The sequence below is a fragment of the Acidobacteriota bacterium genome (assembly GCA_016700075.1).
Classification (GTDB): Bacteria; Acidobacteriota; Blastocatellia; order Pyrinomonadales; family Pyrinomonadaceae; genus OLB17.
In genome coordinates, this window is record CP065000.1 from 1217087 (window position 1) to 1234615 (window position 17529).

Annotated in this window: 14 protein-coding genes and 1 tRNA gene; 12 read left to right on the forward strand and 3 right to left on the reverse strand. The window is 53.9% G+C overall.

Going from position 1 to position 17529, the window contains the following annotated elements; genetic code table 11:
* Positions 1–7: 7 nt before the first annotated feature.
* The 4 genes from IPM50_05480 (at position 8) to IPM50_05495 (ending at position 4780) form a co-directional block, all read left to right on the forward strand.
* Positions 8–1630, forward strand: coding sequence for an NADH-quinone oxidoreductase subunit M (locus IPM50_05480; protein QQS34028.1), 1623 nt, complete (start codon positions 8–10; stop codon positions 1628–1630).
* Positions 1630–3174 carry an NADH-quinone oxidoreductase subunit N gene (locus IPM50_05485; GenBank protein QQS34029.1) on the forward strand — a complete coding sequence of 515 codons (1545 nt, stop codon included), beginning with the start codon at positions 1630–1632 and terminating at the stop codon, positions 3172–3174. Before IPM50_05480 ends, IPM50_05485 begins: the two co-directional genes overlap by 1 nt.
* Positions 3171–3641: a hypothetical protein gene (locus tag IPM50_05490; GenBank protein QQS34030.1), complete on the forward strand. Its 471-nt coding sequence runs from the start codon at positions 3171–3173 to the stop codon at positions 3639–3641. The genes IPM50_05485 and IPM50_05490 overlap by 4 nt, the downstream gene beginning before the upstream one ends.
* A gap of 212 nt (positions 3642–3853) precedes the next feature.
* Positions 3854–4780 (forward strand): hypothetical protein, encoded by a 927-nt coding sequence (locus IPM50_05495; GenBank protein QQS34031.1) that lies wholly within the window; start codon positions 3854–3856, stop codon positions 4778–4780.
* On the opposite strand, the gene IPM50_05500 is transcribed toward IPM50_05495, so the two are convergent.
* Positions 4781–5884, reverse strand: a complete 1104-nt coding sequence (locus IPM50_05500) for a carboxylate-amine ligase (protein ID QQS34032.1) — start codon at positions 5882–5884, stop codon at positions 4781–4783.
* Between the two features lie 17 nt (positions 5885–5901).
* Positions 5902–6234, reverse strand: coding sequence for a PilZ domain-containing protein (locus tag IPM50_05505; protein ID QQS34033.1), 333 nt, complete (start codon positions 6232–6234; stop codon positions 5902–5904).
* A gap of 168 nt (positions 6235–6402) precedes the next feature.
* Between IPM50_05505 and IPM50_05510 the strand changes: the two genes are divergently transcribed.
* A complete protein-coding gene (locus IPM50_05510; GenBank protein ID QQS34034.1) occupies positions 6403–7536 on the forward strand; it encodes a cystathionine gamma-synthase in 1134 nt (377 codons plus the stop codon).
* 62 nt (positions 7537–7598) lie between these two features.
* Complete coding sequence (locus IPM50_05515; protein ID QQS34035.1) at positions 7599–8546, forward strand: serine/threonine-protein phosphatase; 948 nt, start codon at positions 7599–7601, stop codon at positions 8544–8546.
* Between the two features lies 1 nt (position 8547).
* Here IPM50_05515 and IPM50_05520 read toward each other — a convergent pair whose 3' ends face one another.
* Positions 8548–9027, reverse strand: coding sequence for a hypothetical protein (locus tag IPM50_05520; GenBank protein QQS34036.1), 480 nt, complete (start codon positions 9025–9027; stop codon positions 8548–8550).
* A gap of 165 nt (positions 9028–9192) precedes the next feature.
* Here IPM50_05520 and IPM50_05525 point away from each other — a divergent pair.
* From IPM50_05525 to IPM50_05550, 6 genes are all read left to right on the forward strand, one after another.
* Positions 9193–9279, forward strand: a tRNA-Leu gene (locus IPM50_05525).
* A gap of 75 nt (positions 9280–9354) precedes the next feature.
* Positions 9355–9939 carry a hypothetical protein gene (locus IPM50_05530; protein QQS34037.1) on the forward strand — a complete coding sequence of 195 codons (585 nt, stop codon included), beginning with the start codon at positions 9355–9357 and terminating at the stop codon, positions 9937–9939.
* Positions 9940–10191: 252 nt separating this feature from the next.
* Positions 10192–11124, forward strand: a complete 933-nt coding sequence (gene mdh / locus IPM50_05535) for a malate dehydrogenase (GenBank protein QQS34038.1) — start codon at positions 10192–10194, stop codon at positions 11122–11124.
* A gap of 233 nt (positions 11125–11357) precedes the next feature.
* The gene (locus IPM50_05540; GenBank protein QQS34039.1) at positions 11358–13868 is read left to right on the forward strand and encodes a S8 family serine peptidase; all 2511 of its coding nucleotides are present in this window, start codon (positions 11358–11360) and stop codon (positions 13866–13868) included.
* A gap of 41 nt (positions 13869–13909) precedes the next feature.
* A complete protein-coding gene (locus IPM50_05545; GenBank protein ID QQS34040.1) occupies positions 13910–14818 on the forward strand; it encodes a GNAT family N-acetyltransferase in 909 nt (302 codons plus the stop codon).
* 177 nt (positions 14819–14995) lie between these two features.
* Entirely contained in the window at positions 14996–17485 is a 2490-nt protein-coding gene (locus IPM50_05550) for an EAL domain-containing protein (protein ID QQS34041.1), read from the forward strand.
* Positions 17486–17529: the final 44 nt, after the last annotated feature.

Consider the following 17529-nt stretch of genomic DNA (forward strand, 5'->3'; position numbering starts at 1 on the left):
AATTGAAATGGACTTTTTGCTGAACAACCTATTGACCATCCTGATCCTGCTGCCGGTGATCGGTGCGGTACTGACCATCGCTCATCAGGCATTTTGGAAACAGGAAAGTCATCTGAAATGGCTGACGCTGGGCTGGACGATGCTAATGTTCGTTGTGTCGCTGCTGATGTTCTCGTCTACGGCGGCGGGGCCGAGCGGCTACTTTTTCGAACAGAACGTGCCGTGGATCAAGGCCATCAATGCGAACTATCACGTCGGCGTTGACGGGCTCAGCTTTTGGCTGATCATCCTTACGACGTTCATCATGCCGATCGCGGTGCTTTCGACATGGCATGCCGTCGAGAAAAGGCCGACGGCGTTCTACGTTTTTCTACTGCTGCTCGAATCGGCCATGATCGGCGTTTTCGTCTCGCTCGACCTGCTTGTTTTCTATCTTTTCTTTGAAGCGTCGCTTGTGCCGATGTTCTTCCTGATAGGCATTTGGGGCGGAGCGAACCGCATTTACGCGGCAGTCAAGTTCTTTATTTTCACGGCTTTTGGCAGTTTGCTGATGCTGGTCGCGATCATTTCGCTGTATTTTCTCTATGCCGATCAGACGGGCCTCGGCGGTTCGTTTGACCTCGTCGCGATACTGAACGCCATGAACACCGGCAACCTCGTCATCGGGCCGCAGACCGGAATGCTTTTGTTCCTCGCATTCGCGTTAGCGTTCTCGATCAAGGTGCCGCTGTTCCCGTTCCATACCTGGCTGCCCGATGCACATACTGAGGCTCCGACAGCGGGGTCGGTAATTCTTGCCGCCGTGCTTCTTAAGATGGGAACCTACGGCCTGATGCGTTTCAACTTCACGCTGTTCCCAGAGCAGAGCCGCGAGCTTGCGTGGCTTTTCATCACGCTGGCGATCATCGGCATCATTTACGGAGCTCTCGTCGCAATGGTTCAGCCCGATGTGAAGCGTCTGGTCGCTTATTCGTCGGTCGCACACATGGGGTTTGTGATACTCGGAATGTTCTCGTTTACCGAGATCGGAATGCAGGGCGCCGTTTTTCAGATGCTCGCACACGGCATCTCGACGGGAGCATTATTCCTGCTCGTAGGCTTTATTTACGAACGACGGCACACGCGTGAGATCAAGGAATTCGGCGGCCTGGCGAACATAATGCCGATCTACGCGACCATCTTTGTCATTACGACGATGTCGTCGATCGGCCTGCCGTTCCTGAACGGCTTCGTCGGCGAGTTCATGATAATGCTCGGAATGTGGAAATCGACCATTCTCGGCATCACATCGGGCGTAAATTGGAACTACATCGCTACGATGCTTGCGGGCACCGGCGTTATTTTCGCGGCGGTCTATCTGCTATGGATGGTGCAGCGAGTATTTTTCGGCAAGGTAACAAAGGACGAGAATCGTACGCTTTCCGACCTGAGTTTTCGCGAGATAGGCCTGATGGCTCCGCTGCTCGTGCTGATGGTCTATATGGGCGTTTATCCGACGCCGTTCCTCAAGCGTATGGACGAGCCGATCAAGGCGATCCATGAACGCGTGATGCAGCGCAGCGGCGGAACCGTGGCTAAACAAGATATCGAACCTGCACCGCAATCCGACGCGGTCGGGATGAACAGGTAATGAACACCTTTTTTCTGACAGATCTGGTAACACCCGAGGTTAACCTCACGATCATCCTGCCGGAGATCGTGTTGGCGGTCGCGGGCATCATAGTTATGCTCTACGACAGCTTTTTTCCTAAGCAGCGAGCCGTTACGGGCATCATTTCGCTCATCGCCCTCGCGGCGACAGGCGTTATTCTCGCGATGCTGTGGAGCGGCGGCCAGCCGGCGACCGCGTGGAACGGAATGATCGTTCACGACAGCCTACGGCTGAGTTTCTCGTTCGTCTTCGTGTTCGTTTCGGCTATGACGGTGCTAATTTCGACCGTCTGGGTCGAACGCGAAGATGTCGCAGTCGGTGAATACCACGCACTCCTGCTTTTCGCGACGTTCGGAATGCTGCTGATGGCATCGGGCAACGATCTCGTCGTTATTTTCCTCGGCCTTGAGACGCTTTCCATCGCGACCTATGTGATGGCGGCACTCAGAAAAGGCGATCTGCGTTCGAACGAATCCGGAATGAAATATTTCATTCTCGGCTCGTTCGCCTCGGCATTTTTGCTTTACGGAATGGCGTTGATCTACGGTGCGACGGGCTCGACGGACCTGACCCGAATCGCTGAAAAGGTCGCTGATCCGAATTTCCCGGGTCTGTTGCTCGTCGGTGCGGCGATGCTCATCGTCGGCTTCGGTTTCAAGGTCGCCCTTGCTCCCTTCCACGTGTGGGCTCCTGACGTTTACGAAGGCGCGCCGACGGCGGTGACAGGTTTCATGGCCGCCGGGCCGAAAGCCGCTGCATTCGCATCGTTTTTGCGCATTTTTGTTCTCGGGCTGCCGCTCGTTGCCGGAGTTGAGGTTGCGGGTTATCTGCACAGCTCGTGGATATCGGCCCTCGCGGTGATGGCGATCATTACCATCATCGTCGGCAACGCTGCCGCGATAATGCAAGACAACGTAAAACGCATGCTCGCGTATTCGTCCATCGCCCACGCGGGCTATGCGATGACGGGATTCATCGGAGCGGGCCTCGCAACATCCGCCGCGGCACGCAGCGAAGCCATCGCCGCCGTGGCGTTCTATATGCTCACCTACGCCATCACGAACATGGGTGCATTCGCCATCGTGACGCTGCTTGCCGAAAAGAACGACCGCCGCACCGAATTTGAGGACTATAACGGCATCGGATTCAAAACGCCCGTTCTTGCGTTCTCGCTGTCGCTGTTTATGCTCAGTCTGCTGGGACTGCCGCTGACCGCGGGATTCATGGGCAAGATACTCGTTTTCCGTCCCGCTCTCGAAGCAGGTTATCCGCTCGTGACGGCGCTCGTCGTCGTAGCGGTGGTCGGTACGGCGATATCGGCATACTATTACCTGAGGATGATCGTGGTGATGTTCTTTAAGGAACGCACGACCGAATGGCAGCCGCCGCGTATCCCGGCCGCGCTTGCTGCAACGCTTATTATAACGGTTGCGGGCGTATTTTATTTCGGTATCTTTGCTGACCGCGTCATCTCGGTATTCTCAACTGCGCCTTCTGCGGCGGTCATCGCCGCTGACAAATGAAGCCCCGCAGTGTCGGGTCTGTTGTAGATGAGATAGCGGCTGATAAGGCCGCGTGGTTGCCTGACCTTTATAAAACGCTCGTACGCAAACAGCGGACCCGCGCGGTCGGCATACTGATTCCCGCAAAGCAGAATTCTCCTGAGATAATCTACACTCTTCTCGGCATCGAGCTCCGCGTCGGTCGGAGCCGTTTTGCCTGTCCTGACCTCGCGACGGCGAGGTATATGCGTATTTTTGCACGTATCGGCTGCGGAGATTTTGCAATTCCCTATGACATTACTCGTGTCTCGGCGGTAGCGGACAAGATGGAAACCGCTTGGCACCATTCAATGCTGCGGATGGAGATGTTGATCGCAGAAATGCCTCTAAGTACAGCCAAACGCGTCCGAACGTCGGCCGTCAAACGCATGCGCGACGAGATCGCAGAGATCGGCCCGGGCGAGATGATGCCGGAATTCATTAAGTAGATCTTCATCGCTAAGTCGCCGAGATGCAGAGTCAAAATGTGAAAAAGCGAACAATTTAGGCTCACATTCTCGGATGATCGCGGCCCGGCGATCCTTTCTTCGTGCTGTTCGTGTCATTCGCGGCTGACTTTTCCGTGGTTTTACGTTCCTGTTACAGGTGATATAATTTGGAAGTTCGCACTCAGTGCGATGAACGACCCTCTTTCGAATCTATGTACGACGCCGTGGCAAAGGGACTTGAGCCGGAACAAACATTGCCGTTTCCCTATAACAGAGCAAAATTCTGCCGGTACGAGCCTATTGAGAAATCAATAGACGCGGCGAAAGTACTGATAATGAACAATCTGCTCCGTTATGAGTCGGATGTTTCCGAACTTGCCTACAAGGACTGGAAGAATTCCTTGAAGAATAGGCTTGAGTTCGAGCGAAAGGTGTCGGGGATGGCGTGTGACAATATCGCTCAGAACGTCATTCGACTGGTCCGCAATCCGAAGACCCTCACCGTACATCTTTCGGAGATCGCCGAGGCCGCCGAAAGCTATCAGCCTGACGCGATCGTAATGAGCGGCACCTACGCCGATTTTGACTATTATAATCCCGAGCACATCGCGAGTTTTGAGCAGTTCATACGTAAAACCAAGATACCGGTACTCGCCATTTGCGGAGCTCATCAGCTGGTTTCGATATCTTTCGGCGCAAAGCTGAAAACGCTGGACGGTCTTGACCTTGCTGCAAAACGCGATAACCGCGTTGTCGAATATCAGTACCGGTTCGTAAAGATCGTGGATCGTACAGACCCGATATTCCAAGGGATAAATGACGAAAGGTCAGGAATCTGGCAGGACTATACTACTCAAGACGACATTCTGCGCGTTTGGCAGAACCACGGCGTTCAAGTGGACGGAGTTCCTGAAGGATTCACGCTTCTCGCAACCTCTTATCTGTGCAAGAACCAGATGATGGTCAAACGCTCAGATGGCCAACTGATCTACACGGTCCAGTTCCACCTGGAAAAATCCTTTGAGGACTGGTCAAAGAACCCCACACGCTGGGAACACCCCAACGAAAGCCGCGACGGCCGCATTCTTTTTGAGAATTTCCTGAAACTTGCAGTTGCCAGAGGCCATCAACAGGCCTAGCTAGACGTTTTCCAGCGTCCTCTCCATCAGCATGTCGACGACGGCGTTGAAATCGTGGCCCGATTCTTCCCAAACGCGCAGCTGTTCGTCCGCTGACGTACCGCGTTCAAGGATCGTGTGAACATGTTCGATCTCTTTTCGCGAACCAAGCGGATCCACGACAGGATCGACAAACTCCAGAAGCTCGCAGATCAGGTCCTTAACAGGGACCTCTTTTTGTTTACCGAGGTCAAGCAATTTGCCGTCGAGGCCGTAGCGGATCGCCCGCCATTTGTTTTCGAGGATCAGGCGTCGGTGATAAATGCGGAAACCGAGGTTGCCGTCGATCAGTTGATGCAGGCGAGCGACGATTGCCTGGAACAACGCCGCAACCGCGATGGTATCGTCAACACGCGTCGGAATGTCGCAAATGCGAAACTCCAGCGTCGGGAACTTGTGATGCGGGCGAACATCCCACCAGATCTTTGAACCGTCCTGAATGCAGTTCATGTGGATAAGCAGATCGACATACGACTGATACTGCTGATAACTCTCGAAATGATCCGGGATCTCGGTCCGAGGGAATTTTTTGAAGACCTCAGAGCGATAGGATTTCAGGCCAGTATTAAACCCAAGCCAGAACGGCGATGACGTCGTCATCGCGAGGATGTGCGGCAGGAAATATCGTGCCGCGTTCATTATCTGAATACGGCGTTCGACGTCGGGTATTCCCACGTGAACATGTACGCCGAAGATCAATAGACTCCGTGCGACCATCTGCAGTTCGTCAACCAACAGCTTGTAGCGGTCGCCGTCGTATATGTCCTGCTCACTCCACTTTGAGAATGGATGCGTTGATGCTGCGACGATCGCCATTCCCTTATCCGACGCCAGACTGGAAATAATGCGGCGCAGATTCGTGATGTCCTCGCGGGCCTCTTGAATGTCCGCACAAACGCCGGTACCCACCTCGATCATCGATTGGATCATCTCGGGTTTGATCTTTTCCCCGAGCATCAGAACTCCGTCTTCAAGGATCTCCGAAACGTGTGATTTGAGCTCGCGCGTCTTAGGATCAACGATCTGAAACTCTTCCTCGATACCTAGTGTGAATTGGTCGAACATACAAAGCGCCCCTATTTCTAATTCAGTCCCAAATTCTCCGCAAGGAACTTCTCGTCGTCCTCGCTAATGCCGTGAAAACGAACGCCCACGCCGTGGCCCGGATCGGAATAAACGACAACGCCAAACAGGTTCATTTCGCGTTGATCGATAGAAAGCTTCATCGAAATGCGCGAGCCCGTATCGAGCACCGTTGAGGTCGTCATATATAGCCCACCGGCTCCGATGTCGCGCGTATTGGCGATGCCGGTGCCGTCACCGCCTTCGAATTCGACGTCGATGATCAGCTTTTTGCGGTCGGAAACCCTGCGTTCCGATTCAGTTCTGGCGTCTGTAAGGTCGATCCCTGCCATCGTATTTGTTGATTGAATTCAGTTGAGTACCCGACTTAAATTACCGATATTTTAACCTAAATCAATGCCGCCGCGTAACTCATCGCCGCCAAATGTCTATTCGAGGCTGATTTTTGCGGGGCGAAGTTATAAAATCTAGCTATATTTCGCCGTTACAAGGCATTAGCTATGGGATTTGCAACAAAAGCCATTCATGCGGGCAATAAGCCCGATCCTACGACCGGTGCCGTCAGCGTGCCGATCTATCAAACGTCGACCTATGCTCAGGACGGCTTAGGCAGACACAAGGGGTTCGAATACGCACGTACGCAGAATCCGACACGATCCGCTTTGGAGGAGAACATCGCCGCTTTGGAGAATGCCCGTTTCGGATTTGCGTTCGCGTCCGGAATGTCGGCGATCGACGCGACACTGAAACTGGTCAAGGCCGGCGAGCACGTTATTCTTGGCCACAATACATACGGCGGGACCTTCCGGTTGTTCGACCGCGTGCTTAGTGATTACGGGGTCGAGTTCGATCTGGCCGACACCTCGGACATTGCTTCGCTGGAAGGTCATTTCAAGCCGAATACGAAGATGGTCTTCGTAGAAACCCCGACGAATCCGATAATGACGCTGACCGATCTGGCAGCCGTCAGTGAACTTGCCCATAGCCGCGGGGCGAAGGTCGTCTGCGACAACACCTTTATGTCGCCATATTTTCAACGGCCGCTTGATCTGGGCGTAGATATTGTATTGCACTCGACGACAAAATATTTGAATGGGCATTCGGACAGCGTCGGCGGCTTCGTTGCCCTGAACGACCCGAAGGACGCAGAATGGATCGGCTTTATTCAGAATGCGGTCGGTGCGATACTTTCGCCTTTCGATTCGTTCCTTGTTTTGCGTGGCACCAAGACCCTCGCGGTTCGAATGGATGCTCACGACCGCAATGGCCGTTTGGTCGCAAATTTTCTTGCTGAGCATCCTCGTGTTGAAAAGGTCTATTACCCCGGCCTTGCTTCGCATCCGCAGCATGAGCTTGCGAAACAACAGCAGTCGGGCTTTGGCGGCATGGTCTCTTTTGATACTGGTTCGCTGGAAAGCGCACGAAAAGTGCTGGAATCCGTAAAGCTCTGCACGCTCGGCGAGAGCCTCGGAGGAGTTGAATCGCTGATCTCTCACCCGGCAACGATGACTCATGCTTCGGTACCCGCGGAAGCTCGGCAGCAGCTGGGCATAACCGACGGCCTGGTAAGAGTCTCTGTCGGGATCGAGGATGCGGACGATATTTTGGCCGATCTGGACCAGGCACTTTCTTAACTCTATTTCCGCGGGCTTGAAAAAATGCCTTAAATCGCTAAACTTTGAGAACGAAGCGTTTTATGTTCAACGTCGAGGTCCACGCCACATCCCATATAGGTAGAGTCCGAAAGGGCAATGAGGACAATTATCTTCTCCTCGCGATCTCGGATGAACGCGCGTGGACGGGATCCCAGTCTGACGATGAGTTCGTGATCGAAACGCAGACCATAGCGGTGGACGACGGCGGTGTGGTAATGGCGGTCTCAGACGGCATGGGCGGTGCAATGGCCGGCGAGGTCGCAAGTACTATGGCGGTTGAGACCGTCGGCGAAAAACTCCTGGAGGATCTCGCTCATGGAGCCGAACACGCAGCCGACGAGCACCTTCTCATTCACAAACTCCACGAAGCCACAGTTTTCGCTAATCATCTTATTCACCAGCAGGGCCGCTCAGACCCTCAATTTCAGGGAATGGGAGCGACCTTCACCGGTATCGGTGTTACGCCGGGAGCTGCCGACATAATTCAGGTCGGCGATAGCCGTGCGTATCTGATCCGAAAGGGCGAGATCTATCAGGTAACAAAAGATCAATCGCTCGTGCAGCAGCTGATCGACGCGAATCAGATATCAGAGGCTGAGGCGGAAAAGCATACTCTAAAGAACGTCATTCTGCAGGCACTCGGCGCTCAGAATGAGATCTATCCCGTTTCCGCACGCATCGAGCCTCGAAGGGACGATATTTTCGTTCTTTGCAGCGACGGGCTTTCGAATAAGGTCGGCGCTGGTGAGATGCGTGACGTTATATTGTCGCACTTCGATGAGCTTCAGAATGCCTGCGCAGACCTCGTGAAAATAGCTAATGCCAACGGCGGCGAGGACAACATCACTGTGGTCATTGCGAAATTCACCGGCGATGGATTGCCCGAAGCTGTGGAAGGCGATCTGAAAATGGAGTTGATTGATATTGACGGCATCCACGACACCGCCGATCAGGACACAGCCGATCTGGATATTAATGAAACAGCTTGACCTACTCCCCGCCGCGCCATTCCGGCAGTTCGTTCACTATTCGTTTAACGTAAATTGAAGCTCCTCTGACCTCGACCACCTCGACCTTTTCACCTTCGGTCAACGGTTCTTCGCCGTCGATCGGGAATGCTGTCCATACAGAGCCGTAAACTTTCACGGCACCTTCGTTCAACGCACCGCCGCTGTTCTGTGTCACGGTTCCTATCTTCCCCGGAAGTGAATCAATTCCGGTAAGCATCATGCTCTTGTCATCGAGTGAGAAGTATTTTGAGAATATCGTCCTTGAGGCAGCGGTCAGCAAGGCCGAGACCACGAGGAAGGTCATCATCTGCCATACGATGCCGCCGCCCGCCAAAGCGACCAATGCTGCTGCCACAGCACCGATACCGAACCAGAAAAGGACAAATCCTAAGGTGAAGATCTCCGCCACGAGCAAGCCTACTCCCAAGACCAGCCATAATATCCACGAGATCTGTTCCATAAAGTCTTTTCTACCCGCCAACAGTATGGCAATGACCGAGTCAATTTACAACAATTATAGTTCGCGGTCGACCGTATCGTTCGTGATCAATTGGCTTCGGTACGGCCCGCTTTTGCAAAGCAATCGTGACTTTCTACTCGCGGAAATGGTAATCTCAAAAGTCGTGCTGGGGTGGCGGAATTGGTAGACGCCCGGGACTTAAAATCCCGTGTCCTTAGGGGCGTGCGGGTTCGATTCCCGCCCTCAGCACCATTTTCTTTGCAGTCACACCCCGATACTTCGCATCCTATTTGAGCGGCATTCCAGCCGCAAGTGAGGAGCCGGAAAATGCCCAAGAGTCTTAAAACGCTAGTGATCCTTCTTGCCTTTATCGCCGGAGGCTCGTTTGCCGTAAATGCTCAACATCCTCGTGTGAAAGCCGAAGCTGAGCGCATAACCGGGGACAGATTTACCGTCGCGGTCAGAACGCCCCGCGGAGCTAATGTATATGCTGTACGGTCGCCTGCTCGGCAGATGCTCAACGCAATAGACAAAGGACTTGCGGATCTTTTTGCCGTTGCTCGGAAGAACCGCTATACGCGGCGGCTGAACTATTCGGAATATTCGATCTACGTTGCCAACGCCGACCGCACGAAAGACTCTTCCGGTAATTATTCGCCTGACTTCGCGGTGCCCGCAGATCAGTATGCAGGTACGGATTTTGATCAGGGCGGCTTTATCTTTGCGGCGGGAATGGTTCTTGCGTATAGCCCGATGGCATTCATCATCGCCGAACACACCCGCGACCTGGACCGAATGTCGAATGTTGTTCGCTACGAGGGCGAGCATTTAGTGCTGTATCACAACGATCGTCGGCGCTACGAAGCCACCAAAGACCATAGCCAAGGCGGCGGGCATCCGATCCTGAATTGATCAGGCCAATGTTTGCAAAAAAGTTGTCGTAGGCAGGCACCTTTTTTAAAATTCTTGCATCAAAAGAACAGGTAGAGCGGCTTTGGCCGCGATACCTAACCGAATTGACCGCGGGATTTCCTCCTGTTGTCATAGCAAAGGGGCCCGGCGTGAAGGGGAGAGCATGCCGGGTCTCTTTTTGCCGTTTATCCGCCGATGTGCCAAAATAGCCTTTTTATTTCACACACTTTATTTGAATAGGAAGGTTTAAAAATGGCTGGAAGAAACAAAGTAACTGTGGTCGGTGCCGGAAATGTCGGTGCGACGGCCGCTCATTGGATCGCGGCGAAAGAACTCGCCGACGTTGTTTTGGTAGATATCGTCGAAGGCACGCCGCAAGGCAAGTCTCTCGACCTTGCACAGGCCGCTCCTATCGACGGCTTTGATGTGAAGCTGGTTGGTGCGAACTCTTACGAAGAGACGGCGAATTCAGACGTCGTCATCATTACTGCAGGATTGCCTCGCAAACCCGGAATGAGCCGCGACGACCTGCTGAAAACAAACTCTGATATCGTCTCGGCGGTGACCGACGAGGTCGCGAAATATTCACCGAACGCATTTATCATCGTCGTATCGAATCCGCTTGACGCGATGACGCAGGTGGCATTTCGCCGTTCGGGATTCCCGAAGAACCGCGTAATGGGCATGGCAGGCGTTTTGGACGCTGCACGCATGCGGTGCTTCCTGGCAGAGGCATTAAATGTCTCGGTCGAGAACGTAACGGCGTTCGTGCTCGGCGGCCACGGCGATACCATGGTGCCGCTGCCGCGGTATTCGACCTGTGCCGGCATCCCGATCACGGAACTGTTGCCGAAAGAACAGATCGACGCGATCGTGGACCGCACCGCGAACGGCGGAGCTGAGATCGTAGGTTTGCTGAAAACGGGCTCAGCGTTTTACGCTCCGTCGCTCGGAGCCGTAGAAATGGCAGAAGCGATCCTCAAAGATAAGAAAAAGATCCTGCCGTGCGCTGTTTTCCTCGAAGGCGAATACGGCGTCAGCAATCTTTTCGTCGGCGTGCCTGTAAAGCTCGGCAAGAACGGCGTAGAACAGATCATAGAAATATCGCTCACGAACGACGAACGTGCTGCACTTCACAAATCAGCCGCCGCAGTTCAGGAGCTTGTTGATATTCTTAATATCTGACATCTAGCTTAACCGCCATCAAGCTAGGGCCGTCTTTCGAGCGGCCCTTTTCATTTCCTCGTCACCCTGACCGATTGAATCGTTCATTTTGACCGATTAGCGGTCTTTGCCTTTCAATGCAATACGACTAAGTCCTCTATTTGCTGCATTTACCTCTTTGGCACACTCCTTGAATTAGGAATGGCGACGGTTTGTGCCGTCTATTCTGAAGCCCCGGAATTGGAGCATATAAAATGAAGATCAAACTTTTCGGATTTGAAACAACCAGGCGATTTGCAGCGATAGCGATACTCGCGTCGTTCGTCTTCACCAATGTATTCGCAGTGAACGCGATCCGCAGCGAGTCAACTAGGCTCGTTGCAGCGAGCCCCGTGACAGCGAAATTCACGACCGACCTCACAAAGCTCGGCCGCGAGGGCCGTTTGCATGAAAGCTCGGATTACGAGAATGAGACAGATCGTCTCCTCAAGGTCCTTGCGGATGGCGGCGTACAGCAGCCCGTGGTGATCTCTGACAATAAGGAAGCTCAAGAGATCATAGTCGAACAGGCAGCGATCCGCATTGCGAAAGGCAGCGTGCCGGCAACCCTCGCAAACCGGACCATCCTCAAGATCGAGACGGACACACTCTTCTCGAACGCCCGCTCACGTGAGGAAGCAGCCGCGGTTGTTGAACAGATCACGGCAGACGTCATCGCCTCGAAGGGCCGCATCATTCTCTTTGCAGATGATATTTCGGCCTTCGTCGGTGCCGCTGCCGCGACGGATGCCATTTTCAAGGGCATCACTGAAGGAACGCTCGTCATGATCGGCGGCAGCTCGGCCGCCGCTTATGACGAGCGGATTGCGAGCGATGCAGAGGTTAGCGGCTATTTTGCCGGCATCCTCGTTACGGATCGCAGTTCGCAAACCGCTTCTCTCGATAGCGACACAAATGAATTCGGTTACCGTGGTGACAACGTCTCGCCTGATCTTCGCGAGATGATGGCACAGGATCCGAGCGGCAAAACCCGCGTTGACGTCATCCTGCAGGCAAAGGACGCTGACAACGGCGCTCTGCGTGCGATGCTGGCTGACGGTTCGGCTCGTGTTACTGACCGCATCGGCAGCACAAACACGATGGTCGTCAATCTTCCGCTCCGTGCTCTGACCACGCTCTCTTCCAGTGGGCTTATCAACTACGTTTCACCCGACCGCAAGCTTCGCGGAACTGGACACGTCGAGGATACCATCGGCGTTTCGACGATCCGCTCACAGCCCTCACTGAACGGCCGTGCGGCTTATACGCTCGACGGTTCCGGCATTGGTATCGCGATCGTCGATTCCGGGATCTTTGCGAATCACAACGGCTTCAAGAATGGCAGCACCAGCCGCATCGTTGCCAACGTGAACTTCACGAACGGAAACATCAACGATACAGCTGACGTTTACGGCCACGGCACACACGTCGCCGGACTGGCCGCCGGAAATTCGAATAAAAACGGCGGTGCATACCGCGGCGTAGCGACAAATGCAAATATCATCAGCGTCAAAGTGCTCGACGGTGATGGCCTAGGTAACACGTCCTGGCTACTAAATGCCTTGCAGTGGATAATCGACAACCGTGCGACTCACAACATCCGCGTTGTGAACATGAGCCTCAGCACGACGGCTGTTGACACCTACACGAACGACCCGATCTGTGTGAAGGTTCGCGAACTGACAGAAGCCGGCGTTGTCGTGATAGCGGCTGCGGGCAACCGCGGTAAGGCGGCAAACGGCCTGAAAACCTACGGCCGCATCGGCAGCCCCGGCATCAGCCCGTATGCATTGACCGTAGGTGCGGCAAATTCATTCGGTACAAATCCCCGCAATGACGACGCGATCGCGTCTTTCTCGTCACGCGGGCCGTCACGCGGTTTCTACACGAATTCCGCGGGTGTCAAAATATACGACAACCTCATCAAACCGGACATCGTTGCGCCGGGCAACCGCCTCGTTTCGTACAAAGCACCTAACAACAGGATGTCTGTGAATAACCCTACCTTGAATCTGGATGGCACAAATGACGGCGAATCTGCAATGTACATGAGCGGCACGTCGATGTCATCACCGGTAGTAGCCGGTGCGGCAGCACTGCTTTTGCAGGTAAACCCGAACCTTACACCGCAAATGGTCAAGATGATCATGCAATTCTCGGCACAGCCGATCGCAGGTGCGGATATGCTCGAGCAGGGTGCGGGGCAGCTCAATCTGGAAGGTGCGGTACGTCTGGCCAAACTGTTCAAGACCGATGTCGACTTCAACACTCTCGCTAGGGGCAACTCGGTAACAGTGACAGGTTGGTCGATGCCCACGACAACGACGACGATCAACGGCAACACATTTCCGTGGGCTCAAATGATCATCGCCGGCCACACTGTAGTCACGGGCCAAAACCTGATCAAGCAGTTCCAGCTCGTCTACAGACGCAACAACACATTCGTATCGGGTGTGAATAACTCATTCGGAATCTTTTCTCTTAACTCGTCCTTCTATACCGCGGGACTGAACGTGACTCCTGAGATCACACTCAGCAACGGCGGTTCAGGCGGCAGCGGTTCATTGGTCATGGCATCAGGCGTCCTCGTAGGCGACGGTGTGCTTGTGGGCGATGGAGTCCTTGTCGGCGACGGAGTCCTTGTCGGTGACGGTGTCCTCATTGGGGACGGCGTACTCATTGGAGACAGCGTTCTCCTTGGCGATGACACTCCGGCGATGCAATAGACGACCATTGTATAAAGGACCACATCAATAGGAGAAAGGATATGTATAGCCAGCTAAGGACCCACAAACATGCTATACGCGAACTGCGCCTAGCGGCACCGATACCGGCAGCCGCAAAGGGACAGCCGGCACGAGTTCTAACCTCAGCCGATACGCAGGAAGTGCTCTCGTTCCTCAGGATCAGGCCGGTTCACACTATCGTGATGACAAGCTTCATCCTGGACAACGGCATCGAAAGCGAATTGAACCGCGGAACGTTCTTCGGATACCGCAACGCAAAAGGCGAACTCGAAGGCGTAGCCCTGATCGGACATTCGACCCTGGTCGAGGCCCGCTCGGACGAGGCACTCGCTTCACTCGCGGCGGCAGCTCGCAAACCGTCGGTACCCATCCATCTGATCATGTCAGGCGGCGATGCGGCCGAAAGGTTCTACGATCTGATGACGGAAGGACGGTCTGAACCGAGGCTGAAATGCGTAGAGGCCCTGTTTGAAGCGTCGTTCCCGTATCTCGTTCGCGACTGCACATGGAAACTTGAGAACGCGACAATGGAGGATCTGATCCCCGTCGCCGAGGCGCAGGCAGAAATTGCCTTCATCGAATGCGGTGTTGATCCGATGGCCCGAGATCGAGAAGGATTCCTGAAGAGAGTCGCACGCAGGATCGAGCAGGACCGTGTTTTCGTTGTCAGGGACGGCGATAAGATGGTCTTCAAGGCCGACATCATCTCCGAAACCGAGGATGCGGCTTATTTGGAGGGCGTGTATGTCCATCCGGACCATCGCGGACGCGGTGTTGCTGCTGAATGCTTGTCTCGGTTGACGCTTCAGCTGCTGGATCGAGTGGATAACATCTGCCTGCTCAGCAATGTGGACTTCGGCCACGCCCACAAGAGCTTTGAGAAGGCAGGATATCGCCGCTCCGATCATTGCGTGACGTTGTTTGTTTAAGAAAATAAATACTAGACAAACAATGTTGAAAGTTAGATAATTATGGAGGCTGCATGCGGCCTCCATCTCTCTTTTGAGTGACAGGCCGGCATTCGCCCTTCCCCCTCGTTTGCTCCCGACCTCTCGAAAAACCGGCCGCAAAGGCCAGCCGCATTCAGTTCCGTTCTCGTTGAGGCGATGACACTATCGAGCAAGACCGACAGATATATGGCGACGGTTATCGTCGCCGGGGCTCTTTGCGTTTTGATCTCGATATTGAATTTTGACATATCGCGTGTCGATATATACCTCGTCCTGCTCAGTGTTTTCGCGATACTCGTCGGTTCCCGCATAACTCTTCGCATACCGAAGTTCAAATCGCACATTTCCGTCTCAGATACTTTCGTCTTCCTCGCCTTGCTGCTTTACGGCGGCGAATACGCGACAATTTTGGCTGCGGTCGAGGCGGCGGCCTCATCTTGGCGGTTCTGCAACCGAAAGCTCACGGTATTCTTCAATGCCGCGGCGATGGCGGTTTCGACCAGTGCGGTCGTGGTCGTTCTCAAGGTTTCGGGTTTTTACGAGGCCGTGCTTTCTCAAGGTTCTGCAAACGTCAGCCGCGACTTCATCATCGGCCTCTCGCTGATCGCTTTGGTCCAGTTCCTGGCCAATACGCTGCTTGCATCCGCATATGATGTGTTGAAAGATGCAGCATCGCTCGCAGAAACGTGGAAGAGCAAGTACCTTTGGTCCTACATCACCTACTTTGTCGGCGCCGGAAGTGCAGGCATCATGGTTCAGATGGCCGGATACATGGGCCTCGGCACAATGCTGGCCGTTTTTCCGGTCATCGGATTCATTTTTTACACGTACAGAATGTATCTCAAGAATGTTGAGATATCGGTACAGCAGGCGGAGCAGGCGGAGCAATATGCGAAGATCCTTGAATCGCAATCGAACGCCTTGCGTGAATCTGAGGACCGATTCCGGAGTGCATTCGACCATGCCCCGATCGGGATCGCTTTGGTCTCGCCGCTCGGCAAATGGCTCAAGGTCAACCGGGCTCTCACCGATATATTGGGCTACAGCGAGGAGGAATTTCTTGCTACCGATTTTCAGTCGCTGACGCTGCCCGAAGACCTCGGCAATTCGCTTATCAAGGTCCATGAACTGCTTTCCGGCCGCATTTCCAACTGCCAAATGGAGCAACGCTACGTTCACTCTTCGGGCAAGGTGGTGTGGGCCTCGTGGAGCGCATCTGCGGCGGCTGATGAAAATGCCGCACAGCCGAACCTGATATTTCAGATACAGGACATTACCGAGAAGAAGGCGGTCGAGGAAAAACTGCAGCACGACGCAACGCATGATGCACTCACCGGGCTGCCGAACCGGGCCCTCTTCATGTCCCAGCTTGGGGCGGCGCTTGAAAAATCACGCCAGATCGTCGGCTACCGCGTATGTGTTCTGTTCATCGACCTTGACCGGTTCAAATACGTGAATGACAGTTTGGGCCATTTGATCGGCGACGAACTTCTTCGCGAGATCTCGCGTAGGCTTCGCGATTGCCTTCGTCCTTCGGACATGGTCGCTCGCCTCGGCGGGGACGAATTTACCATCTTGGTCGAAGGCAAGTACGATACATCGGAAGTAACGAACATCGCTGACCGAATTCAAAAGAAGTTCGGCATACCGTTCGACCTTAGCGGGCACGAGGTCTATAGCTCTGCGAGTATCGGAATACTGCATGCTTCTGGTTCTCATTACCTGCCTGAGGACGTGATGCGCGATGCCGATACGGCCATGTATCAGGCAAAGCGATCAGGCAAGGCAAGGCACGAGACATTTGATGAGCAAATGCACAAGGCGGCCAAGGAGACGCTCAAACTTGAAACCGATCTTCGCCGGGCTCTCGAAAGACGCGAGATCGACATTCATTACCAGCCGATCTATTCACTGAACGAAGGCTCCGTCACCTGCCTCGAAACGCTTGCACGGTGGACGCACCCGGAATTCGGGCCCATCCCGGCGAACCGATTTATTGCCTTGGCGGAGGAGATCGGGTTGATCGATAAGCTGTGCGAGCAAATGCTGGAAAAAGCGTGCAGCGAAATAGGCAATTTGAATTCTGCCGCGGATCTTTCCATAAGCCTAAATCTTTCTTGCCGCCAATTCGCAAAAACTGATCTGATAGAAAGCATTGACTCCATTCTTGCAAATGCGGGATTCTCTCATCGGCGCTTGAAACTCGAGATCACAGAATCCGTTCTTTTTGAACATCAAGAACGTGCAGTGAGCATGCTGAATGAGTTGAACGGCCGCGGCGTTGACATTAATATTGACGACTTCGGCACAGGCTATTCGAACCTTGGATATTTAACGCAGCTGCCTGTTTCTGCCATCAAGATCGACCGTTCATTTGTTTCGATGATCGACCGTGAAGGCAATAACGACGATCTCGTAAAAGCCATCATCACTCTCGCCCGCAACCTTAGGCTCGACGTTATCGCGGAAGGCGTTGAATACGAGGGTCAACTTGAAGTGCTCACAAAGCACGGCTGCGAATATGCTCAGGGCTTCTATTTTGCACCGCCGATGGATATCACTATGCTTGCTTCATTCCTAGGCGAGCCTATGTCTTCGCCCGTAGATACGGTCGGAGGCCTCAACATACATCCCGTCGTCCAATAGATCTTCCGACAATACTACGTTTGACCAACCGGTGAACGGTAAGG

What these genes read in the sequence shown, in the direction of transcription:
- IPM50_05480 (QQS34028.1), top strand. Translation starts at nt 8, where the DNA reads ATGGACTTTTTGCTGAACAACCTATTGACCATCCTGATCCTGCTGCCG.
- IPM50_05485 (QQS34029.1), top strand. Translation starts at nt 1,630, where the DNA reads ATGAACACCTTTTTTCTGACAGATCTGGTAACACCCGAGGTTAACCTC.
- IPM50_05490 (QQS34030.1), top strand. Translation starts at nt 3,171, where the DNA reads ATGAAGCCCCGCAGTGTCGGGTCTGTTGTAGATGAGATAGCGGCTGAT.
- IPM50_05495 (QQS34031.1), top strand. Translation starts at nt 3,854, where the DNA reads ATGTACGACGCCGTGGCAAAGGGACTTGAGCCGGAACAAACATTGCCG.
- IPM50_05500 (QQS34032.1), bottom strand. Translation starts at nt 5,884, where the DNA reads ATGTTCGACCAATTCACACTAGGTATCGAGGAAGAGTTTCAGATCGTT.
- IPM50_05505 (QQS34033.1), bottom strand. Translation starts at nt 6,234, where the DNA reads ATGGCAGGGATCGACCTTACAGACGCCAGAACTGAATCGGAACGCAGG.
- IPM50_05510 (QQS34034.1), top strand. Translation starts at nt 6,403, where the DNA reads ATGGGATTTGCAACAAAAGCCATTCATGCGGGCAATAAGCCCGATCCT.
- IPM50_05515 (QQS34035.1), top strand. Translation starts at nt 7,599, where the DNA reads ATGTTCAACGTCGAGGTCCACGCCACATCCCATATAGGTAGAGTCCGA.
- IPM50_05520 (QQS34036.1), bottom strand. Translation starts at nt 9,027, where the DNA reads ATGGAACAGATCTCGTGGATATTATGGCTGGTCTTGGGAGTAGGCTTG.
- IPM50_05530 (QQS34037.1), top strand. Translation starts at nt 9,355, where the DNA reads ATGCCCAAGAGTCTTAAAACGCTAGTGATCCTTCTTGCCTTTATCGCC.
- mdh (QQS34038.1), top strand. Translation starts at nt 10,192, where the DNA reads ATGGCTGGAAGAAACAAAGTAACTGTGGTCGGTGCCGGAAATGTCGGT.
- IPM50_05540 (QQS34039.1), top strand. Translation starts at nt 11,358, where the DNA reads ATGAAGATCAAACTTTTCGGATTTGAAACAACCAGGCGATTTGCAGCG.
- IPM50_05545 (QQS34040.1), top strand. Translation starts at nt 13,910, where the DNA reads ATGTATAGCCAGCTAAGGACCCACAAACATGCTATACGCGAACTGCGC.
- IPM50_05550 (QQS34041.1), top strand. Translation starts at nt 14,996, where the DNA reads ATGACACTATCGAGCAAGACCGACAGATATATGGCGACGGTTATCGTC.